Here is a 22,151-nt window from a genome sequence, read left to right on the forward strand (position 1 = left end):
AGATAAACGCTAATAGGGGCGAATTGAATGGACTTGTTTGCAGATCAACGTGACGGCGCAGCGCCCAAGTCTACTGACACAAATACAGCGTCGGCGGCAACGCCATGGCGTATACTGCTGATTGATGACGATGATCTGATGCATGAAGTGACACGGCTAGCGCTGACAGGGTTCACTTTTCAAGGACGCCCGCTAGAGCTGCTTTCTGCCTTATCAGGTCAGGAAGCAAAAGAGATTTTACAGCGAGAGCAGGACATTGCCTTAGCGCTTGTCGATGTGGTGATGGAAACCGAACACGCTGGACTTGACCTAGTACGCTATATTCGTGACGAAATGAACGATCATGTTATTCGGCTAGTGCTACGCACAGGTCAAGCGGGACAGGCACCAGAAGATAGCGTAATTCGTGACTATGACATTGATGATTACAAAGAAAAAACCGAACTGACGACACAAAAGCTGAAAACCTTACTTTACTCGATGCTCCGCTCGTATCGCGATCTATGTACGATAGAAGAACAAAAGCAAGGCCTTAAGCGCGTGATTGAGGCATCAGCCAATGTACAGAACACCACTAATCTTCAACATTACGCCACTGCGGTGTTAGAACAGCTTACCTCACTGCTTCATATTCACGATTCTGCCTTTTATTGCGTGGTACAACCACGCCCAGGCGCCGAAGAAACAAGAGCGTTAACCCTCGCCGCGACCGGTGAATATGTGGACTGCTATACCGAGTGCGCGTTTGAAAAACTGCCTCCTATTGTATCAGCTCGATGCAAACAAGCCCTCGAAACTCGGACGAGTATTCAGTTTGATGATGGGTTTGTTCTATTCCATCGTGATGATGAGGATGTCGAATTTCTGTTGTACGTCAACCACGCGACAACTCTTTCAGAATTAGATCAGCATTTACTCAAAATCTATATGCAGAACATTGGTTTAACCTTTGAGAACCTCAGCCTCATGGTGGATCTTCGCGAAACCTCCAAAGAGTTGGTGTACAACCTTGCCAATGCCGTTGAAGCGCGGAGTAAAGAAACCGGCGCTCATGTACAACGTGTGTCTTTATTTTGTGAAAAACTGGGCGAGCTGTATGGGCTGGATGAACAAAAAACGATGCTGATGAAACATAGCTCACCGCTGCATGATGTGGGTAAAGTCGCCATTCCTGACGCGATTTTACATAAACCCGGTAAGCTCAATGCAGAAGAGTGGGACATCATGAAAAAACACGTTGAATATGGCGTAGAAATACTGAGCCATTCAAAGCGACGATTAATCTTAGAAGCCAAGGAAATAGCAGCCACACATCATGAAAAGTGGGACGGCAGTGGCTATCCTAACCAGCTAGCCGCAGAGGCAATCCCGATTAGCGGGCGCATTTCAGCCTTGGCCGATGTATTTGATGCGCTAGGGTCTAAACGGTCTTACAAAGAAGCGTGGACAGATGACGATATCCGTCATGAGTTGTTAGCGCAACGCGGCAAACATTTTGAACCCAAGCTCGTCGATTTACTCCTTGAGCATTGGGATGACTTCGTTGCCATTAGGGAAGCGTACCCAGATTGAATTGAAGATTTACATTTAGATTTTTCTCTTAATCATCATTACAGCGCGCCAGTCTATCTATGACCCGAAGCCATAAATTCGATGACAGCATTCGTAACCCTTTCTTCAGCCTGGTAGGCCGACGCATTCTGCTGATTATGGTTTGTCTCAGCGGTTTTTTCACGCTATTGACCACAGTGTTGCAGAGCTATTGGCAGTATGATGAAGCCTTTAGTCAAGTCGAAAATCGCCATGATGAAATTGAGCATATCCACGCCGAATTAATCGCGAGCTCACTGTGGATTTACGATCTCACCAGTGTTCAAGAGCGAATCGATGGATTAGTCAACCTTCCTCATGTTGACTACCTAGCCATACGGTCCGAAAACTATCTTTTTGAGGCAGGCAAGCCAGTCGACCTGAAAAAGATGGTGAATGAGTACCCACTGGAATATGATGACCCTGATACAGGTAAAACGCAGCGCGTCGGTACCGTCTATGTTGAGTCAAATATCCAGACCATCTATACCGAATTGACGCAGCGTTTTTTTATTACCTTGCTACTCAACCTCATAAAAACCTTACTGGTTTGCTTCTTCATTCTCTTAGTCTTTCATTATACCGTCAGTCAAAGAGTCTTTAAAATTGCGCAATTTCTTCGCCACTACAACCCACTCGATCCCAAAGAAGAAAAACTCATTTTGCCGAGAAAGCGCTTCATTATGGAAAGAGAGGATGAGCTCGACTGGCTTGCCGACGAAACGAATAAAATCACCAATAATATGTCAACGCTTTACCGTAATATTATGTTAGAGCGTGAACGGCTATCGGACTTTACCCATGTATCTTCTGACTGGCTCTGGGAAACCGATGCCGATCTCAAGCTCACTTTTTGTTCTGAGCCAATGCGACAAGCATTCGGTTTAGGGGCCAATCGCTTTCCCAACCTCAAAGACTTAGTGCATGGCATTGGCTGTCAGCAATTTGTGACTTATCTTAATCATCAACAAGACTTTGCCATGTGTGAAGAAACCATCCCATTCGGAGAGCAAAGCCGTTATTTTGTATTTCAAGCGATCGCCCATCATGGTGTGAATGGCTTTCGGGGGTTTCGTGGTACCGGCATTGATATCACTGAGCTTAAAGCCGCGCAATTTGAACTGGAAGCGTTGAACCAAAATCTAGAGTTAACGGTAGATGAGCGAACCAGAGAGCTGCAAGAAAGTATGGAACACCTAACAGCGGCGCAAGAACAGTTAGTCGAGTCAGAGAAACTGGCCGCGTTAGGCAGCTTAGTTGCCGGCGTTGCACATGAAGTTAATACCCCGTTGGGGATCGCGGTTACCGCCTCCTCGGTTGTTCAAGACGTCACCAAAACACTCAATCAAGCATTTGAAAACCAAACCCTGACCAGTACGCAGTTTGCTTCTTTAATGAAGCAGGCGAATGAGAGCATACAAATGCTCGAGCATAACCTAACACGTGCCACACGTCTTATTCGCGACTTTAAACAAACCGCGGTCGATCAAGTCTCTGAAGCACTCACTGAATTCGATGTCAAACAAACCTTAGATGCATTGATTGCTAGCCTGCACCCAGAAACGCGTAAAGTTCCAGTGATGCCAGAAGTTGTAGGCGATAACAACGTACGAATGCACAGTTTGCCTGGTGTGATCACTCAAATTATCTCAAACCTTGTCATGAACAGTATCAATCATGCTTTTGAGGATACTCAATCGCCTGAAATCATTATTGAATTTGAAACACAAGACGACCATCTGTACCTCAGTTATCAGGACAACGGATGTGGTATTGATCCCGCTTTGCATCATCGTATCTTTGAACCTTTTTATACCACTAAACGCGGACGTGGCGGATCAGGCCTAGGGCTGAATCTGGTATTTAATTTGGTTCGGCAAAAGTTAGAAGGCGAGCTTCAATTTGAATCAGAGCCAGGAAAAGGCGCTAAATTTATGTTTTTAATCCCTTTGAGCTTATCGACTCGCAGCTCGCGCAACGTAAGCAAAGACAAGCACTAAGGCGACAAAAAGAGCATGGGAAAGCTGCACAAATTTGAACAAGGGTTAAGTCATCCACTGTTTAGCATTGTTGGACGGCGGATCATTTTATTGATGGTGCTTCTCAGCGGCGTTTTCACCATCATGACAACGCTCTTGCAACTATCATGGGACTATGAAGAGGCATTCAATAACGTTGATAAACGCCAATATGAAATCAAGAATGTACATGCAGATCTGCTTGCATCCTCACTCTGGGTCTTTGATCTGGTCAGTGCGCAGAACCGCCTCAATGGTCTGGTTAATTTACCCTATATTGATTACCTATCCGTTGAGTTTGATGGGGTTGTTTTAGATGCCGGTCAACCCAACACACAAAGCACGGTCACGAGCGAAACAGTGCTGACTTACGTACACCCAGACACCGAGCGTCGTATCGAGCTCGGGGTTTTAAAGATTGAATCAGACACACAAAAAATCTATGACGTGTTACTACAACAATTTTTAGTCACGCTGCTTCTTAATGGCGTTAAAACACTGATTGTCTGCGCGTTAATCCTGTGGGTATTTCACCAAAGTGTCAGCCAGAGAGTATTCGCCATCGCCAAGCATTTACGTCAGTTTGATCCGTTAGCACCGACTCATGAGCCGCTAAACCTAAAACATCGCAAGTTTATCATGGAGAAAAATGACGAACTGGACTGGCTCGCTGACGAAACCAATAAAATCACCTTACGGATAAGTAACCTTTATCAAAATATTATCTTAGAGCAACAACGATTAGCGGACTTTACTAACGCTGCGTCAGACTGGCTTTGGGAAACCGACGCGACACAGCGACTCACCTTTTGTTCAGAAGCAATGCAGTCTGCGTTGGCTATTTCCATTGATTCCCCCACAAAAATAAAAGCGGTTCCAGCACTCATCCATTGCGCATCGCTGCTAAACAAAATGGATGCCTGTGAAAACTTCACCATGTGTGAGGAGCAGATCACCCTCGACGGCAATACCTATTATTTTGTTTTCCAGGGCGTCGCGCATTTCAACCATCAAGGCTTTGTCGGTTTTCGAGGGACAGCAATTGATATTACCGAGCTAAAGCAAACACAGTTTGAGCTAGAAAAATTGAATCAAACCTTGGAGGCTACCGTCGAAACGCGGACTCAAGATTTAGAACACAGTATGGCCCATCTCAAAGCGGCACAGAATCAGTTGGTCGAATCAGAAAAACTCGCGGCGCTCGGACGTTTAGTCGCCGGTGTCGCCCACGAGGTCAATACACCACTTGGGATAGCCGTAACCGCCAACTCAGTAATTAAAGAGGCCGTTTCACGCTTAAATACCGCGTTCGAGCAGCAAACGCTAACCAGCCAACAATACACAGAATGGATGCAACAAATCACAGACGGCACTGGCATGCTAGAAAATAACCTCAATCGTGCCGCCCGCTTGATTCGAGATTTTAAACAAACCGCAGTCGATCAAGTCTCTGAAAGCCGCAGTCAATTCCGTCCTGTACAAACCCTGGATGCGCTCGTAGGGAGCCTGCATCCTGAAACGAAAAAAGTCCCAGTGACACCTGTTGTCGAGGGCGATGCGGAACTACTGATGAATAGCTTGCCGGGCGTATTAACGCAAGTCATTTCAAACTTAGTGATGAACAGCGTTCGTCATGCCTTTGAAGGGGTAAGCAATCCGAATATCCACATCAAAGTGATAGACCATAACGACGAGGTTGGCATCGTATATACTGACAATGGTGTGGGGGTGCCTCCCGACTTACATCAACGCATTTTTGAGCCCTTTTATACGAGCAAGCGCGGCAAAGGAGGATCAGGATTGGGACTGAACCTTGTTTTTAATTTGGTGTATCAAAAGCTGCAAGGCCAGCTCAAATTTGACTCTGACGTTAACCAAGGCCTGACGGTCACATTAACGTTACCCAAGTTTCTCCACGTATCACCCCATTTGGAAGACACAGAGACAAAAAATGGCGGGGCTTTAAACGAGTAAAGAGCCAGCATGGCTGGCTCTTGGTGATTAACGCCTAACGCAGACCGAATTTAAGCCAGCGCCGCGTCTTCTTCCGGTGCGGGGGCATGCTCAGGAAGATAGCGGTAGTATTCCGCATCTTTCGCCGGCGAAAGCGTGTGGCCCATGATCATATCAGCGGCCTTTTCTGCCACCATAATCGTCGGTGCGTACAAATTGCCATTGGTGATCGCCGGGAACACGGAGGCATCCACCACACGCAAGTTATTCACGCCATGGACGTTCAGCGATTCATCCACCACGGCCATTTCGTCACTTTCAAGGCCCATCTTACATGTGCAGCTTGGGTGATAGGCACTTTCCCCTTCTCGAGCCACAAAGTCGAGGATCTCCTGATCCGTCTGTGCCTCGCTGCCCGGCGAAAGCTCTTTGCCACGTAAATGATCAAAAGCCGGCTGGGCGATGATATCGCGAGAGACACGGATCGCTTCCACCCACTCTTTACGCTCTTGTGGCGTTGAAAGGTAGTTAAAGAAGATCTCTGGCTTCTCATCCGGGTTGGTACTACGAATTTTGACATGGCCACGCACATCAGTATTCATCGGCCCAACGTGTAACTGGAAACCATGTCCTTTGTTCGGCGCCGAACCATCATAACGGATCGCCAACGGCAAAAAGTGGAACTGCAAGTTCGGGTAGGCGACTTCGTCGTTACCGCGCACAAATCCACCCGCTTCAAAATGATTGGTCGCCGCCGCGCCCTTGCGACGGAAAAGCCAATCAAAACCAATTTTAGGCTGATTGTGATACTTCAAGGCCGGATACATACTCACAGGCTCTTTACATTCGTACTGCACATACAGCTCTAAGTGATCTTGTAAGTTTTCTCCCACGCCTGGCAAATGATGCACCGGTTTGATACCTAAGTTTTTCAGCGTATTCTCATCACCTACACCGGATAATTGTAAGAGCTTGGGTGAGTTAATCGCGCCGCCGCAGCTGATAATTTCAGCCCCATAAGCGGTTTTTTTGCGACCCCACTTACGGTATTCCACCCCAATCGCGGTTTTACCTTCAAACACGATCTTATCGGTCGTTGCCCCTGTCAGTACTGTCAGATTTTTACGGTTCATCACTGGGTGTAAATACGCCCGGGCAGCACTGTGACGACGGCCGCGATAGATATTTTGATCAAAAATACCAAAGCCTTCTTGCTGATAACCATTCACGTCGTCGGTCAATGGATAGCCCGCTTGTTGCGTCGCGTCAAAGAACGCACTAAACAGAGGGTTATCACATTGTGCGGTTTCAATCGCCAGCGGACCATTGTTGCCATGATAGTCATCTTGGCCTTTTAATCGCGTCTCACACTTGCGGAAATACGGTAAGCAATGGGCATAATCCCATTTTTTCAGCCCGTGATCGTTGGCCCACTTTTCATAATCCAACGCATTACCACGAATATAAATCATGCCATTAATACTACTGCTACCACCCAGCACTTTACCGCGCGGCTGCGCAATGCGGCGATTATGCATATTCGGTTCGGGCTCGGATTCATAGAGCCAGTTATAGGTGCTATCTGTTAGCAGATAGGTTAACGCCGCAGGCATGTGAATACGAAAATCAATACGATAGTCAGGGCGTCCCGCCTCGAGTAACAGCACCTTGTTATCTGGATTGGCACTTAAACGATTCGCCAGTACGCAGCCTGCCGAGCCTGCACCAACAATGATGTAGTCGTAATTTTGTTGCTGTCCCATAAAACCTCCAGTTTTTGTCCTTCCCGCGCGCAGGGCATAAGCCCGGAATAATCGCAACACGGGTGATGGGTATGATTGTGTAGAGGTTTCCTTTTTGATGATTTTTATAATTCGCTTGATACTTGTGCATCAATGCATTGTTGTAGCAACCGATAATGGTGGCTAATCGTTGCTTGTGCCTTAAACGGCTCCGCAGCGATAATGTGGTTAACGGTCTGTTGCCAGTTTTCCACTGTAAGACGACGGTAATCCGTCGCCTGATAAAGCGCATAGTCGTGTGAGCTAAACCCTTGCTGTATCGCATGCATCACCCACTCAAAAATCGGATTTCCCGACATGGTAGCAATCAACAAGTTCAGTGCTCGGTCGAGCTCCCCTAAGCGAGCGAGATCGGGCTCATCATCTTTGGCAAGTGCCGCAAGCTCGGCGACCTTGTCGTTTAACTGTTGCTTTTGTTCTATTGTTCCACGACTGATCGCGAGCAGTACTAAGCTGTGATCGACGGTTTCACGAAATTCCGCCACTTTGTCTGCTTTGACGTGACTTTGTTTTAAGAACAATGCCAGTGACTCGCTGATATTGTGCACGTCAACTTGGCGGACAACCGCCCCACCTTTTTGCCCTTTACGAATTTCAATCAAGCCTTTTTGTTTGAGTGATTGAATCGCCTCGCGTACCACTCCACGCCCCGTCCCAAACTGTTGCTGTAGCTCACGTTCACTGGGTAACTTGTCTCCCGGCTTCAGCGCTTCCGATAAAATCGCAGATTCGATCTGCAAGGCAACGTCTTCACTGGCACGTCCCATTTGTACCGGATGAAACAGACTGGTTGTGGATGCTGTCATGATGGCTCCTCGCTTTTGGTCCTACCAAACTAACAAAATAATCGTAATATCGTCAAATTTATCTTTAAAAACCGCTTTTGGTAGTACCTTAACGATGAGCTTGGCGATTAAACCTCGATATTTGGGGTTGGGTCTTGAATAGAGAGTAGTCAATGACTATCATCACGTTTTTTATTTATAAAGGGGAGTTGCCATGCGCATGACGCCGCCCTAGTCGTTCCCGCCTTATTTTTTCACCTTGTATAATCATATTCCTTTAAAAGACTGAGACTGTTCATGATTGAAACGATGAAACGTGATTGGTTCTCCAATCTGCGTGGTGACGTGCTGGCTGGCATTGTGGTAGCTCTAGCGTTAATTCCAGAAGCGATTGCTTTTTCTATTATTGCGGGTGTCGACCCGAAAGTGGGACTGTATGCCTCATTCAGTATTGCAGTGATCATTGCCTTTGTCGGTGGCCGACCTGGGATGATCTCTGCGGCAACCGGCGCCATGGCGTTACTGATGGTGACACTGGTCAAAGAGCACGGTCTTGAATATTTATTGGCCGCCACCGTACTAACGGGTGTTTTGCAAATTCTGGCCGGTTACCTCAAGCTCGGCGATCTCATGCGCTTTGTATCACGCTCGGTGGTCACTGGGTTTGTTAACGCCCTTGCGATCCTCATTTTTATGGCCCAGTTACCCGAGCTCACTGATGTGACGTGGCACGTGTATGCCATGACGCTGGCAGGATTAGCCATTATCTATTTGTTCCCATACGTTCCTGTGGTCGGTAAATTATTGCCATCGCCATTGGTGTGTATTTTGGTCCTAACGACGCTTGCTATTAGCGTTGGGTTAGATATTCGGACTGTGGGTGATATGGGCGAGTTGCCAGATACCTTACCGGTGTTTTTATGGCCCGATGTGCCGCTTAACCTTGAAACCTTGATGATTATTTTCCCGTACTCAGCGGGACTAGCGGTAGTCGGTTTGCTCGAATCGATGATGACCGCCACCATTGTGGACGATTTGACCGACACCGGTAGTGACAAAAACCGCGAGTGTAAAGGCCAAGGTATCGCGAACATTGCCACCGGCTTTATTGGTGGTATGGCCGGTTGTGCGATGATTGGTCAATCGATCATTAACATCAAATCCGGCGGTCGTTCACGCTTATCCACCCTGTGTGCCGGTACACTCCTGTTGATCATGGTGGTGTTTTTAAGCGACTGGATTAAGTTGATCCCCATGGCGGCCCTGGTGGCGGTAATGATCATGGTCTCGATTGGGACATTCTCGTGGAGCTCTATCAAAGATCTTAAAACCCATCCTTTATCGACCAATATTGTGATGGTCACCACCGTGATTGTGGTGGTGGCAACCCATAACTTAGCCATTGGTGTTTTGGTCGGTGTGTTATTGGCATCCTTGTTCTTTGCCAATAAAATTGGTCGCTTTATGGTGGTTAAAAGCGAGCAAACCCAAGCTGACGAGCGTACCTATCGCGTTGTTGGGCAGGTCTTTTTTGCCTCTTCCGAGCAGTTCATTGCATCGTTTGATTTAAAAGAAGCCGTTGAACGCGTCACCATTGATCTCTCTGATGCGCACTTTTGGGATGTTACTGCCGTCTCATCGCTCGACCGCGTGGTGATTAAATTCCGCCGTGAAGGCACCGAGGTGAATTTAGTGGGCATGAATGAAGCAACCGCCACCATTGTGGACAAATTTGGCGTCCATGATAATCCGGAAGAAGTGGAAAAAATGATGGGTGGACACTAAGGAGCGCACGATGAATAAAATTATTGCTTGTATTGATGGTGCATCGTACACCCAATCGGTAACGGATCTCAGCATTTGGGCGGCTTCACGCCTGTCTGCACCGCTGACCTTTTTGCATGTGTTGGAAAAGCCCGCGAGTAGCGATTCTGAGTTATCAGGCAGTATTGGTTTAGGCAGTCGCGATCAGCTCATGAATGAGCTGACCGAGCTGGATGAAAAGCGTGCCAAACTGGCCTTGCAACATGGCAAGGCCCTGCTGCATGAGTGTGAAGAAGTGGCACTATCAAAGGGGCTGACCGAGGTCACGCGCTTGCAGCAACATGGCCACTTGCTTGAATCTTTGCTAGCGCTTGAATCTACCATGCGGGTGCTGGTGATTGGCCGGTCCGGTGATTTGCACCAGAACGATGCCAAAGCGATTGGATCGCAACTCGAAAGCGTCGTCCGCCGTATTCACAATCATATTTTGATTGCCACCGGGGATGTCACCCCACCCGATAGCTACCTTCTCGCGTTTGATGGCAGTGAGGTCAGTGAAAAGCTGGTGGAGAAAGCGCTGAACACGCCCCTTCTCAAGGGCATGACCTGTCATTTGGTGATGGTGGATAACGACGCACATTCAGAGGCGTTTGAACGTGCAGCCCAACGCTTAACCGCCCAAGGTGTCGATGTTGTTCAAGCACGTTTATCGGGTGAGCCCGCTCAGGCTCTGTTGGCGTACCAAGCGCAACAAAATGTGGGCTTAATCACCATGGGCGCTTACGGTCATACCAAGCTGCGTCAGCTGTTTGTGGGTAGCACCACCACACGCATTGTGATTGATTCGCCCGTCCCTCTGTTATTGATTCGATAACGGTTATTTATATATCTAGGCGGAGTGCTACTCCGCCGCTTTACCCCTTCTATATCCCCTAATCCGCAAGACGATTAAAGGTCATACCGCTACGACATTGTCTGGCGGTGTAGCGTTCTGTGACGGCATTCAAAACGCGCTCTTGCTTTTGTGCGCAGAAGTCTGGTCACAATTTTCTTGGTGTGGTGTCATCCATTGAGCACAGACAGTTATTAAATCTTGATTTTTTCAACTAGAGTCGAAGTAGACCGCTATATAAAAGTAGAGAAAATCGATGATAAAAATCATGTCCGTCGCGCTTCGATGGCCGATTATACAAACAGCGCTTAAAGTGGCTTTTGTGGTTGGAACGATACTCAATGTTATCAATCAAGGCCATGCTCTATTAGGCGAGAGTCCGATTGCATGGGGGCAAGTGTTACTCAATTATCTGGTTCCTTATTGCGTCTCTTCATACAGCGCAGCCAAGATAGATATGCGCGAGGATACCCGATCATGAGTACCGATCTGAACATGCGATCTCTATCGGATATCAGTGATGAAGTGTTTGAGGATCCGCAATTTATTAGCCACCTAAGAAAAGAGATGTTTAAGTTTGCTCAGCTTCAATTAAGAAACGATGCTAAAGCAGAGGATGCGGTGCAAGACGCATTATTGGCGGCCTATCGGAGTATCGATAAGTTTAGTCGTCAATCCGCGTTTAAAACATGGGTCTTCGCTATTTTAAAGAATAAAATCATAGATATACTGCGAAAAGGTCAGAGGGAAATCAATGTAAGCCAACCTGTCAATGATGAATCAGATGCATTCGATGAAGTGCTGTTTACTCAGCGCGGGTATTGGCATACTGATGAGCGTCCAGAGCGATGGTCAACGCCGATGGAGTCAGCAGAGGATGAGCAGTTCTGGCTGGTCTTTGAAACGTGTTTACATGCATTACCTGAAAACTTAGCGCGCGTTTTTATGATGAGAGAATTTGTCGAGCTAGAGAGTGATGAAATATGTCAAAACTTGGCGATCACCACGAGTAACTTGCACGTTTTACTGTATCGAGCACGACTAAGATTGCGAGAATGTTTAGAAAACAAATGGTTTCGAGGAGCACGGCAATGATGATGAACTGTCAACAAGCCACTCGCTTACTGTCTGACGCTTTGGACCGTGAGCTGACGATAAAAGAAAAAGCAGCGCTCACTGTTCATACATCGATGTGTTCGGGGTGCCGTCATTTTGGTAAGCAAATGGGCACAATCCGACAAATCAGTAAGCAGTTTGTCAATGGCGATAGTCCCGACAACAATCAAGACTCATAACCTCCCAACCTCCGCCGACAGTTCCCAGTTATCATTAGTCACATAATGTTTTGCCATACTTTTTCGTGAAGAACGTATGAAAAACCATACAAATTATCTTATCTCTTCTACAGTAAACAATGATTACCAAAAAATAATTTCAAAATATGTGTAAGAAACGGATAGGTATACACGACAAATCAGTAGAGACAAGGAAACAGTCGCAAGCCGTGATGAGATTATGACCATCACATTGCGTACTCTCTTTCTCTATCTTATTGATTCAATGAAAATCGCTAAAAGCAATGGAGAGATATGATGAACAAAGCCATAGTTTCAGCGTCACTAGTCACTGCTCTGAGTACCGCATTAGTCATGGCGGCAGCGCCTGCTGAGGCGTCGGGAATGAAAGACAAAGAAAAATGCTACGGCGTTGCCTTAAAGGGACAAAATGATTGCAAAGCCGGGCCAGGAACCTCATGTGCCGGTACATCAGTCAGAGATTATCAAGGCAATGCCTGGTCACTGGTGCCTAAAGGGACCTGTGAACAAACAGCTTCGAAAACGTCGCCAACAGGGTTTGGTCAGCTAGAACCTTTCGAAGAAAAGAACGCGTGATCACACGATGACTGCGACAACGCTATCCCGCCTACCTCTGTCTGTCGGGGTTGGTTTGAAACCTGAACATGTTCAAACCATCCTCGATACTCAGCCTGATATTGGCTTTTTTGAAATCCATGCTGAGAACTATATGGTGGCTGGCGGGCCATTTCATCATCATCTCGAACAGATCTGCGCCCACTACCCGCTTTCGATTCACGGTGTGGGATTATCGATTGGCGGAGAAGACCCGTTGGATGACGCGCATCTAGAGAGGCTGTCTACCTTAATTGAGCGTTATCAGCCAGCCGTTTTTTCTGAACACCTTGCTTGGTCTTCTCATCAAGGTACGTTTTTAAACGACTTACTGCCTGCCCCCTATCATCAAAAAACACTATCACGGGTTTGTGACCATATTGATCGTGTTCAAGAAAAGCTAGGTTGCAGAATGTTACTCGAAAATCCCGCCACCTATGTGGCGTTTTCTGACTCCACATTGGCTGAGGAAGACTTTATCGATGACATTATCAAGCGCACAGGCTGTGGTTTACTGCTTGATGTCAATAATGCCTACATCTCTTGTGTGAATCACGGACACGATATGGCTTCGTATCTTCAAACATTACCCTTGCATGCAGTCGCGGAGATCCATCTTGCCGGTCATGCCACGGATGTGGACTCGATAGGTGCCCCGCTTTTAATCGATAGCCATGACGCTCCCATTAGCCAAGACGTGTGGCATTGGTACCGTTTTGTGATTGAATGCATCGGACCCACGCCGACCTTGATCGAGCGTGATAATAACATACCGCCATTTTCCGTCTTAGCGGCGGAAGCGAAACACGCACAATCTATGATGATGCAGACGCGGGAGAAGGCATGAGCATAGATCGACAAGCCCAATGGACGACTGATCTTTTCTCCTCAATGCCCTCGTGTCCAGAAGGATTAACAACATGGAATGGATCCGATCCCACACAGCGTTTTGCCGTCTATCGAAACAATGTCATTGTTTCCTTAACGGAGGCGCTTGCTGATAGCTTTCCAGTGGTTCAAGCGTTAGTTGGCGATGATTTTTTGTTTGCAATGGCTCGCGAGTTTATTCGCACACATCCGCCAAGCTCGCCTGTTTTAGTGTGGTATGGTGCTGAACTTCCTGGTTTTATCTATACTTTTCCGCCCGCGTCTAGTCTGCCTTATCTCGCTGACGTGGCACGGTTAGAGTGGATGAGAGTGGCGGCATGGCATGCCGAAGATGCTACCCCTATGGCACAGGAAGCGCTAGCAGCATGGCTTGCCAATGGTGATGCATTAGCGCAAACAACGATTGAACTACATCCTTCTTTATCGACTTTTTGCTCTCAGTATCCAGTCGCTTCTCTTTGGGCCGCGCATCAACATGAGACCGTCAATCTCTCTCACATTGATCTTGCAGTATCTGAAGCGGTTGTATTAATCAGACAAAATATGCGCGTAGACATTACACGCTTTGATCACCACACAGTTCGATTTATCTCACTGCTCAAAGAAGGGTTGTCCTTTGCTGATGCTGTGCAGCGGGTCGGTGAGCTTGAACTTTCTGACACCTTAGCGTGGCTGCTAAAAAATGAATGTATTGTCAATGTGCGACCTATGAGAGAGTGACTTATGTTATTAATCCTTGTGAGATGGATTCAATCATCCATCACCTTATTTACATGCATACCCAATACACTCATCGCGTTACTCGCGCGTTTTTCTATTGCGGCTATTTTTTGGAAATCAGGCCAAACGAAGATAGAAGGACTGTCGATTGACCTTATTGCTGGTGAGTTTGAATTAGGGTGGCCGCGTTATTCTGATTCATTGCTTGCTCTATTCCGCTATGAATATCAATTGCCACTCATTCCACCGGAGATCGCTGCCCCCATGGCCGCTTTTGCCGAGCATTTATTTCCACTGCTTATTTTAATAGGGCTTGCTACACGGTTTTCTGCATTGGCGTTACTTGGAATGACAGCGGTTATACAGGTATTTGTCTACCCAGATGCATACGCGACACATGGTGTATGGGCGGCCGTTTTGCTTTTTTTAATTGCGCATGGGCCAGGGCGCGTTTCCGTTGATCACCTTTTGAAACGCTGGTTTGTTGCGAGGTAAAGCATGCGTATAAAGTTTTCGTACTTAGCCTTGCGAGCGTAGAAATCACCTGTAGTGGGCACTTACTAGGCCTGCTTCATTGAATCAGCTATTATTTCTCTACTACTGACATAACGAACAAGACAATTGTGGCCGTTAAGCTTCGTTAAGCACCTTGGTCATAAAGTGCAGTGCATGATCAACAGGATAGTCCGTCAATGTCATTTGGCACTGATAACCGTGCTTTTCATAGAAGGGTCTGGCTTGAAAGCTGAAGGTATCGACAAACGCCATTTTACAGCCTATGTCCTTGGCATATTCTTCCAGATTATCTAATAGATGGCTGCCGACATGACGATGGCGAAAAGCATCATCGACCCAAAGGTATTTAATCAATAGCCATTGGCCCCAGGTATTGGCAACAATGCCACCGATGCGCTCATTATTTTCATTATAGGCGTAGCCGGCAAGCGTGCCCTCAGGGAGACCTGCCAAGAAGGGGGCGTTGCTTTGTTTTAGCCCCTGACGGATAGCGGTAATATCGTCATCACTCGGGCTTGCGTCCATGCGGTATTTCATTGTCATCCATTTACTTACCAATCAGAAGATTGGGATAGTATGCCCTTTGTGTTTTCGCCAATCTGTGCCAAGGCGCACTCTATTTGGCTTTACTCTTCATCAATCGGCTTGGCAGCGACTGAGCACTGGGTGGTCACGGTCAGTTTAGGCCAATGGGTTAACCATTGTTTTTCTTCAATACGCTGCTGAAAAACCGCCCATGGCCGTGCCGGGTTATGGCTCAGCTTCAACTCGAACAGCGACTGAACCCCAAACGCGGCAATGATCTCACAGCGCTGATTCATATCGAGACGGACCGCAATGGCCGTTTCTTTTTCAGGCCAAAATCGCATGGCGTCCAGGGTGCCAGCATACGCGGGGTCGTGATGCTTTTCGTGCATCCGTGCTTGGTTACGGACTTGCCAGGCAATCTCTGGCATGGTTTTTTGTAGTAACCCTTCAAGATATTGCTCACGCTCACGACTGGTATCGCTCGGATCATAGTAGATCACATCGATATCATTCAGCGCACTGGGCGGATATTTATGCATCGCATCCCAGACAAGGTTTCTCACAAACCCGGCGGCGATATAGCACTGAGGCAAATTGAGAGACTGAACACATCGTAATGCTCGCATCCTCACAGGATCTGCTTCAATTAAATCAATTAAAGCGCGACGATATGTCTTCTGGCATAAAAAGAATTGATGCTGGTGGCGTTTACGGATCCGACGGCGCTTCATGGATTAATCACCGTGGCGGACGTGTTCATAAATTGAGCGTGATACATGGTAGTTGTACTGCCTGGCAATTTTTTGGGCCAAAAAAAGCTGTGGTAATTCAAATAGCACTAAACCAACCAAAATCAGAGCGAAATACGGCTGGCTCATCACTAAGCCAATAATGGCGATTACCAATAACGTACATTCTACGATAAACAACCGGTACTTTCGCAAGTAAAGATGATGGAATCCCCCTAAGAAAGCCCAATTGAGTACCGCATAGGTGTCTGGATCTTTCAGTTGTCTGGTTTGCTCGGCAAAATAGCGTTTTTTCTGGCTTGGGGTTAAGCCATTCACTTGATCACGCAGCAAGGCTTCCTGTGTTTTCAGCTCTTGCCATGGTTGCGTTATCCGCATCTAAGGCACCTCGTCGTGAATTTTTTCAATCGCATTGGGATTATTACAGCGGCGAATGCGCGCCAATCCGAGTTGCCAGCCGCGAAGTGCGCCGTATCTTTCGATCGCTTGGCGCGTGTACTCCGAGCAGCTCGGCTCGAAATTACACTCAATATTGAACAGTTTCTTTGATCCACCTTTAGCTTGGTAACGATGGATCAACGTAAGCGACAAATACTTGAGCATTAGCGACCTAGGGTGACAATCACTGCCTCACGCTGCCAAAACAGCATGTAACGTTTCTTTTCAATGACTTGAAAAACAACCTGCCAGCCATCTTGCGCGTATTGATTGAGTTCGGCTTCGAGGCGTTGCAACGGCAAGCCACTTGAGCCCAGCAATAAGGTGCCGCAACCACCTTCAACAATATGAACAACTTTGTACTCAGTAAACTGACTCATTTTTTCTCCTGACAGTTAAATGGATAAAACGGAATGTCCGACTGGTGATTCCACGACTCACTCTTCCATTGCAGGATTGAGTTTGGCGGTGAGGACATGATCTTGCCAGCGGCCATTGATCTTGAGGTAACGGCGAGCATAGCCTTCGCGCTCAAACCCCAGCTTGGTAAGTAGCCGCTCACTGCGCGTGTTGTCCGGAATATAGTTGGCCATCACACGGTGCAACCCAACCTGATCAAATACAAAACGGATGCCTGCTTGGATGGCTTCGTGCATGTAGCCCTGCCCTTGATAATGCTTGTCAGCGGCATAACCTAACAGGCACGCTTTAAAGGCGCCGTGAATGACATTAGTAAAATTGCACACCCCTATCACATCGTCCCGTTCATGATGCAAAATCACAAACTTGAAGGCTTGCTGTTGTTGAAACAAGTCTTTCGCTTCTTGCAGCGCGCGATGCCAATAGTCTTCGCGATAAAATGCGGCAGGACGTATGGGCTCCCATGGGGAAAGGTGAGCACGATTTCGTTGATAAAACTGCGCCATCATGTCGGCTTTTTCTGGGGGAAGTAAAACCAGTCTCGTCCTTGGCGTGCTTAGCACTTGGAGCCTCCTTGCATCGGTTCGCGCGACGGACAGTACCAACATCTATCGCAAAAAATGCCGCCCTTGTGGCGGCATCCGAGATTACCAGATATTCACCCGCTGATCTTCGGGTAAATACATGCCATCACCTTCTTTAATATCAAAGGCTTCATAGAATGCAGGGACATTGCGCGGCGCACCGAGCACGCGATATTGCGGTGGCGCATGCGGACCCAGCGACACGCGCTCACGCAAGGCATCTTCACGCATCTTCATTTTCCAAATCTGCCCCCAGCTGAGGAAGAATCGCTGCTCGCCGGTATACCCGTCCATCACTGGAGACGATTCACCCTGCAACGATTTTTGATAGGCGCGGAAGGCGGTGGTCAAGCCGACTAAATCACCAATGTTCTCACCCAAAGACACTTTGCCGTCAATGAACAAGTCCGGCAATGGCTCAAACTGGCTAAATTGCTCGGCCAGCTTTTGGGTGCGTGCATCAAAGCGCGCCCGGTCCTCATCCGTCCACCAGTTTGATAGGTTGCCATCGCCATCATAACGCGAGCCCTGATCATCAAAACCATGCCCCATTTCATGGCCAATCACCGCGCCGATACCGCCGTAGTTCACGGCATCATCCGCATTCATATCAAAAAACGGTGGTTGTAAGATCCCGGCGGGGAACACTATCTCGTTGGCGGTTGGGCTGTAATAAGCGTTGACCGTTTGCGGGGTCATGCCCCACTCTTTGCGATCGACTGGCGCACCAATACGCGACAACATATCTTGATAGCCCCAGCGTGCGGCACGTTTGCTGTTGCCAATCAAGTCATCGGCGTTGATGGTCAGCGCGCTGTAATCTTCCCATTGCTCTGGGTAGCCGATTTTGGGCGTGAATTTACTCAGCTTATCCAATGCTTTCGCTTTGGTTTCATCGCTCATCCAGGCTAAGGATTCAATCGAGTCTTTAAACGCGGCACGCAGGTTATCAATCATGGTTTCCATACGTGCTTTGGCTTGCGGTGGGAAATAGCGGGCGACATATTCTTGGCCGAGCGCTTCACCCAGCACCCCTTCGGTGGCTTGCACGCCCCGCTTCCAACGGTCACGCTGCTCAGGAATGCCGTTAAGGGTTTTGGAATAGAACGCAAATTGACGTTCAACCAGCTCATGGTTTAGGCGCGGTGCAAACGCATTGAGGGTGCGGATGGTGAGATAATCTTGCCACGCTTGCAAACTGGTTTGCTCAAACACCTTCCCTAGCGCCTCAAAATAAGACGGCATGCGCACCACAACCTCATCGGCTTTGTCGATACCCGCGCGTTTGGCAAAGCGCGCATAATCAAACCCACCCATCAACTGATTGAGCGCTTCAATTGGCATTTTGTTATAGGTTGCTTGCGCGTCACGGCGTTTAGCGCGTGTCCAGTGGTGTTCTGCCAGCATTTTTTCCAGCTGATAAATTCGATCAGCGCGTTGTTTGGCCTGATCGTAACCCGCTAAGCGCAGCATATCTTCGAGATAGCGTTTGTAAGCGGTGCGGATACGCTCAGCGTCCTCGGTGTCGCGAAAATAGTAGTCTCTATCCGGCAAGCCCAACCCGCTTTGGCTTAAATACAGGGCGTTATAGTCAGGATTTTTCGCATCGGCCCACGCATAAAAACTAAACGGGATACCAACGCCAACTTGTCGCAAATCGGCCATCGCATAAATCAACGCAGGCTTCGAGGAAATCGCGGCAATACGATCGAGCTCAGGTTTGATTGGCGTCACCCCTAGGGCATCAATTTTATCTTGGTCCATATAGCTAAGATAAAAATCACGCAGCTTTTGCTCATTGGAGCCAGGCTTGAGATCATCACGTGCCACCAGCTCATCAATGATGCCTTTCAGACGCTTTTCATTTTCTTCAGCCAAGATACGGAACGCACCATAGCTGGACATATCACTGGGGATTTGGGTTTGGTCGTACCAAGTGCCGTTCACGTGACGGAACAAGTCATCTTGCGGACGAACCGATCGATCAAAATCTTGTAGATACAGACCTGATTCGCGCTGTACTTCAGCGTGTGTGGTGTTAGCAGCGTACACCTGCCCAGGCACCAGGCTCATCACGCCTAGTGCAAACGCGACCCCCATCGCGGCTCGCTTAAATCGCACTCGGTTGACTGATTTATTTTTCATCATTCGTTTACCTAATTCCTTCCATAACATGGCTCAAGCGACGTAATCTTGCCGATTCCCGAAAAGACATGCGCTGTTCACGACATAAGGTCTCGATAGAGCACCACACAGTGATAATCACGCCCCTCGTCTTGCTCGGGTTCAAAATGGGTAATACGACAAAACCCTTGCTGATACCAGAATCGAAACGCCCGAATGTTCTCGGCATAAACATTCACCCCCATGCGTCGATAGTCCCCATAAGCTTGCACGGTTTCAATCACGCTCGCAACCGCTTCGCTGCCATAGCCATGCTTTTGATATCTTGGAGAAATAGTGAGCATGGGCAGCCAAACACTCTGTGTATCCGGCGCATTGAGCGAGATTTGCAGATAGCCGATATCTTTACCGTCATGGGTTTGAATGCGACGAAGATAAAAGGCGTCTTCCACATCAGGCGCCTTTTTCTCCGCACTGTCGGCAATCAATGATTGATAGGTGGATAACGACCAAGGCTTAAACGTGGGATCTTGATATTGCAGATGCTGATTTTGCTCAAACAGTGCTTTAACGCGCTTTGCATCACTGTACTCAAACGCACTAAAACACAAACGCTTAGAGCGCCATGTGGCTGGAAACATGTTTAATTCCTATTTTATCAGCGCATACATTGATTATTATCGCGCTACGTACCTTATCCAGACTGTATTTTAATCGTTTCGCTGCTATGTAGGGGTAGTTATGACGACGTCGCCGCGAAGCGCGTTTTCTCATACATCGATAATAAAAGCATACCGATGCTGGTGCACACTCGTCATTCACTAACGACCAATGGTGCAGCATGAGCTCGCGCACAGTTTTAAAAACTAGCTGGTTGTCTGGCGTAGAAATCGCGGCTTTTACGCAATTATTGTGCCCAAAAGAGGTAAATACGAGGCTTGCGCTTTTCTGTTTTTAGAAAAAATAAAGTCCTTAATATGGTGGCTACGTTTCGACCTCTTCAGAGACACTTCGATGGATGATAACGCTCGGCAATTGCTTGACCACCTATGCCTCGGCTATGACCAATTGGCCCAACGTCACCAGATGCGCGCTTTTCCAGAGCTCTCCACCGCGATCAAGCACCCACTCGGCTATTGTCTGGTTCACTGTCCGATCGGTAGTCAGCGATTATCGATTGTTTCGCTACAATTTGCTCCCGGCGTTCGCGGCCAAGGGGTGCTGACGGCGTTTATCGACTATATTCAAGCGCATCCGCATCACTACCGCGGCATTGAAGTTGCCACCATTCAAAATCAAAGCTTAGCGAAACGACTACTGGCATTGGGTTGGCGATATAAGTCTGTCCTAACAAAACTATTTCGCGCCAACACCCCCACCTTGGTGCATGATTTCTAGTCAAAATACGGAAGTTTTCGCTAAGATGGGTTCCTATTATTGCCAGCGTTTGCCAACCCTGAATGGCTTGTCCAGCGCCTCTATCAAAGACTGTTCTCATCGACGCCGAGCTCGGCTCGTTTCACTTTACTCAAGCCCTGACATACAAGCTGATACGATTGCGCCACATAGTACTTTAAGTCTTCATCAAGCTCCCCAGTGGTGTGGGTTTGTTGAATCCATTTCATACCACGGTTAGCAAAATACGGCGCCGGTATGTAACCCTCAAGATCGCACAAAAAGGCATAATTCATTGGCGAGGTTTTAAAGGTAAACGCCGGTTGACCGCTTTTACTACTGGTGCCAATGGCAAAGACTTTCCCACCCACTTTCCAGACGTCTGAGTTGCCCCACTGCACCACATGTGTCGCGGCCGTAAACGCGCTGCAATATTGATTAAATGTAGAATGGTCCATGTGGCTCTCCTTTCGACGCCTCAATGACAAGGTAGGAAGCAGTATTGTTTCTGTCAGTTACAGTGCGGCTGACAGCTTTTTAAGGTAGCCTTTTGCTAACGAGTTATTTCCACGGCTCAGCCATTTGATGCAATCAAAAAGCTCCCAAATCAGCCCTTCATCCCCGCTGGTGTATACAGGAAAGTTCTCGTGCTTAGGGGCTGGCTCATCCGTCACTCGCGCTGGGACGATGTCTGCTTTATCAAATAAAACAATAAAGGGCTGCGCGAGCTGAAATGGCTCACTCACGTCCAAACAATGGATTTCGGCACTGGTTAGATCCGTGAAAATATATTWTTTAAACATCGCCTGTTCATTGTGATCACCGGACAAGCAATAGAAAATGTCTTTCCCTGCCTCAAAGCGCGCAAAACATGACGCTGCCGAGCGATGAAAGCCGTGCTGTGTAAACACAACAATATCCGCATCGGACACGCGATCGCCTTTGCCCGCGGCAAGAGAGCCGACTAATACTGCCGCAATCACATCCTGTTCTGAAGCAAACGCGGCGCAGGCTGATTCAATCAATGCCTGCTGCAAAGGTAAATGCTGTCCGTTTACGTCATCCTGAATCATAG

Annotated in this window: 25 protein-coding genes and 1 pseudogene; 13 read left to right on the forward strand and 13 right to left on the reverse strand. The window is 47.8% G+C overall.

All coding sequences use genetic code 11. The annotated features are described in order from the left end of the window. The first annotated feature begins 27 nt into the window (after nucleotides 1–27). Genes BZG78_RS01665 through BZG78_RS01675 form a run of 3 tightly spaced genes read left to right on the forward strand, consistent with a single transcriptional unit; the run spans nucleotide 28 to nucleotide 5,582 of the window. A complete protein-coding gene (locus BZG78_RS01665) occupies nucleotides 28–1,572 on the forward strand; it encodes a DUF3369 domain-containing protein (protein ID WP_077660203.1) in 1,545 nt (514 codons plus the stop codon). Nucleotides 1,573–1,631: 59 nt separating this feature from the next. Beyond that, complete coding sequence (locus BZG78_RS01670; RefSeq protein ID WP_077660204.1) at nucleotides 1,632–3,590, forward strand: ATP-binding protein; 1,959 nt, start codon at nucleotides 1,632–1,634, stop codon at nucleotides 3,588–3,590. A gap of 15 nt (nucleotides 3,591–3,605) precedes the next feature. Further along, nucleotides 3,606–5,582 carry an ATP-binding protein gene (locus BZG78_RS01675; RefSeq protein ID WP_077660205.1) on the forward strand — a complete coding sequence of 659 codons (1,977 nt, stop codon included), beginning with the start codon at nucleotides 3,606–3,608 and terminating at the stop codon, nucleotides 5,580–5,582. Between the two features lie 50 nt (nucleotides 5,583–5,632). Here BZG78_RS01675 and betA read toward each other — a convergent pair whose 3' ends face one another. Both betA and BZG78_RS01685 read right to left on the reverse strand, forming a co-directional pair. Continuing rightward, nucleotides 5,633–7,324, reverse strand: coding sequence for a choline dehydrogenase (gene betA, locus BZG78_RS01680; protein WP_077576524.1), 1,692 nt, complete (start codon nucleotides 7,322–7,324; stop codon nucleotides 5,633–5,635). A gap of 104 nt (nucleotides 7,325–7,428) precedes the next feature. Beyond that, nucleotides 7,429–8,169: a GntR family transcriptional regulator gene (locus BZG78_RS01685; protein ID WP_021022761.1), complete on the reverse strand. Its 741-nt coding sequence runs from the start codon at nucleotides 8,167–8,169 to the stop codon at nucleotides 7,429–7,431. Between the two features lie 276 nt (nucleotides 8,170–8,445). On the opposite strand from BZG78_RS01685, the gene BZG78_RS01690 reads away from it, so the two are divergent. The 9 genes from BZG78_RS01690 to BZG78_RS01730 all read left to right on the forward strand — a co-directional run bounded on the left by BZG78_RS01690 (nucleotide 8,446) and on the right by BZG78_RS01730 (nucleotide 14,817). Beyond that, the gene (locus BZG78_RS01690) at nucleotides 8,446–9,933 is read left to right on the forward strand and encodes a SulP family inorganic anion transporter (protein ID WP_077660206.1); all 1,488 of its coding nucleotides are present in this window, start codon (nucleotides 8,446–8,448) and stop codon (nucleotides 9,931–9,933) included. A 10-nt stretch (nucleotides 9,934–9,943) separates the two neighbouring features. Next, nucleotides 9,944–10,786: a universal stress protein gene (locus tag BZG78_RS01695; protein WP_077660207.1), complete on the forward strand. Its 843-nt coding sequence runs from the start codon at nucleotides 9,944–9,946 to the stop codon at nucleotides 10,784–10,786. Nucleotides 10,787–11,072: 286 nt separating this feature from the next. After that, nucleotides 11,073–11,285, forward strand: a complete 213-nt coding sequence (nrtS, locus tag BZG78_RS15460) for a nitrate/nitrite transporter NrtS (RefSeq protein ID WP_199877150.1) — start codon at nucleotides 11,073–11,075, stop codon at nucleotides 11,283–11,285. Further along, nucleotides 11,282–11,899, forward strand: a complete 618-nt coding sequence (locus tag BZG78_RS01705; RefSeq protein ID WP_077660209.1) for a sigma-70 family RNA polymerase sigma factor — start codon at nucleotides 11,282–11,284, stop codon at nucleotides 11,897–11,899. Before nrtS ends, BZG78_RS01705 begins: the two co-directional genes overlap by 4 nt. After that, complete coding sequence (locus BZG78_RS01710) at nucleotides 11,896–12,099, forward strand: zf-HC2 domain-containing protein (protein WP_198532923.1); 204 nt, start codon at nucleotides 11,896–11,898, stop codon at nucleotides 12,097–12,099. Before BZG78_RS01705 ends, BZG78_RS01710 begins: the two co-directional genes overlap by 4 nt. A gap of 294 nt (nucleotides 12,100–12,393) precedes the next feature. Next, nucleotides 12,394–12,696 (forward strand): DUF2282 domain-containing protein, encoded by a 303-nt coding sequence (locus BZG78_RS01715; RefSeq protein WP_077660210.1) that lies wholly within the window; start codon nucleotides 12,394–12,396, stop codon nucleotides 12,694–12,696. Between the two features lie 7 nt (nucleotides 12,697–12,703). Continuing rightward, nucleotides 12,704–13,561 (forward strand): DUF692 domain-containing protein, encoded by an 858-nt coding sequence (locus BZG78_RS01720; RefSeq protein WP_077660211.1) that lies wholly within the window; start codon nucleotides 12,704–12,706, stop codon nucleotides 13,559–13,561. Further along, nucleotides 13,558–14,322: a DNA-binding domain-containing protein gene (locus tag BZG78_RS01725; RefSeq protein ID WP_077660212.1), complete on the forward strand. Its 765-nt coding sequence runs from the start codon at nucleotides 13,558–13,560 to the stop codon at nucleotides 14,320–14,322. The genes BZG78_RS01720 and BZG78_RS01725 overlap by 4 nt, the downstream gene beginning before the upstream one ends. 3 nt (nucleotides 14,323–14,325) lie before the next feature. Then, the gene (locus BZG78_RS01730; RefSeq protein ID WP_077660213.1) at nucleotides 14,326–14,817 is read left to right on the forward strand and encodes a DoxX family protein; all 492 of its coding nucleotides are present in this window, start codon (nucleotides 14,326–14,328) and stop codon (nucleotides 14,815–14,817) included. Nucleotides 14,818–14,952: 135 nt separating this feature from the next. On the opposite strand, the gene BZG78_RS01735 is transcribed toward BZG78_RS01730, so the two are convergent. From BZG78_RS01735 to BZG78_RS15555, 9 genes and pseudogenes are all read right to left on the reverse strand, one after another. Further along, nucleotides 14,953–15,375, reverse strand: a complete 423-nt coding sequence (locus BZG78_RS01735) for a GNAT family N-acetyltransferase (protein ID WP_077660214.1) — start codon at nucleotides 15,373–15,375, stop codon at nucleotides 14,953–14,955. Nucleotides 15,376–15,464: 89 nt separating this feature from the next. Continuing rightward, entirely contained in the window at nucleotides 15,465–16,097 is a 633-nt protein-coding gene (locus BZG78_RS01740; RefSeq protein WP_077660215.1) for a nucleotidyltransferase family protein, read from the reverse strand. A gap of 3 nt (nucleotides 16,098–16,100) precedes the next feature. Further along, on the reverse strand, nucleotides 16,101–16,493 hold the full coding sequence (locus tag BZG78_RS01745; RefSeq protein ID WP_021022756.1) for a hypothetical protein: 393 nt from the start codon (nucleotides 16,491–16,493) through the stop codon (nucleotides 16,101–16,103). Then, nucleotides 16,494–16,718, reverse strand: coding sequence for a membrane protein insertion efficiency factor YidD (gene yidD / locus BZG78_RS01750; protein WP_069587062.1), 225 nt, complete (start codon nucleotides 16,716–16,718; stop codon nucleotides 16,494–16,496). Next, nucleotides 16,718–16,933, reverse strand: coding sequence for a DUF4177 domain-containing protein (locus tag BZG78_RS01755; protein ID WP_069362674.1), 216 nt, complete (start codon nucleotides 16,931–16,933; stop codon nucleotides 16,718–16,720). Before BZG78_RS01755 ends, yidD begins: the two co-directional genes overlap by 1 nt. A gap of 57 nt (nucleotides 16,934–16,990) precedes the next feature. Beyond that, nucleotides 16,991–17,536 (reverse strand): ribosomal protein S5-alanine N-acetyltransferase, encoded by a 546-nt coding sequence (gene rimJ / locus BZG78_RS01760; protein ID WP_199877151.1) that lies wholly within the window; start codon nucleotides 17,534–17,536, stop codon nucleotides 16,991–16,993. Nucleotides 17,537–17,620: 84 nt separating this feature from the next. Next, nucleotides 17,621–19,705: a M13 family metallopeptidase gene (locus tag BZG78_RS01765; RefSeq protein ID WP_199877152.1), complete on the reverse strand. Its 2,085-nt coding sequence runs from the start codon at nucleotides 19,703–19,705 to the stop codon at nucleotides 17,621–17,623. Nucleotides 19,706–19,779: 74 nt separating this feature from the next. Beyond that, entirely contained in the window at nucleotides 19,780–20,322 is a 543-nt protein-coding gene (locus BZG78_RS01770; protein WP_077660217.1) for a GNAT family N-acetyltransferase, read from the reverse strand. Between the two features lie 169 nt (nucleotides 20,323–20,491). After that, a pseudogene (locus BZG78_RS15555) lies at nucleotides 20,492–20,584 on the reverse strand (cytidine deaminase); the annotation flags it as partial. 111 nt (nucleotides 20,585–20,695) lie between these two features. On the opposite strand from BZG78_RS15555, the gene BZG78_RS01780 reads away from it, so the two are divergent. Next, nucleotides 20,696–21,079, forward strand: a complete 384-nt coding sequence (locus tag BZG78_RS01780; RefSeq protein WP_077660218.1) for a hypothetical protein — start codon at nucleotides 20,696–20,698, stop codon at nucleotides 21,077–21,079. 83 nt (nucleotides 21,080–21,162) lie between these two features. Here BZG78_RS01780 and BZG78_RS01785 read toward each other — a convergent pair whose 3' ends face one another. Both BZG78_RS01785 and BZG78_RS01790 read right to left on the reverse strand, forming a co-directional pair. Next, entirely contained in the window at nucleotides 21,163–21,534 is a 372-nt protein-coding gene (locus tag BZG78_RS01785; RefSeq protein ID WP_069590957.1) for an MmcQ/YjbR family DNA-binding protein, read from the reverse strand. A 57-nt stretch (nucleotides 21,535–21,591) separates the two neighbouring features. Further along, on the reverse strand, nucleotides 21,592–22,149 hold the full coding sequence (locus BZG78_RS01790) for a nucleotidyltransferase domain-containing protein (RefSeq protein WP_077660219.1): 558 nt from the start codon (nucleotides 22,147–22,149) through the stop codon (nucleotides 21,592–21,594). Nucleotides 22,150–22,151: the final 2 nt, after the last annotated feature.

The organism is Salinivibrio sp. MA351, assembly GCF_001996065.1.
Taxonomy (GTDB): domain Bacteria; phylum Pseudomonadota; class Gammaproteobacteria; order Enterobacterales; family Vibrionaceae; genus Salinivibrio; species Salinivibrio costicola.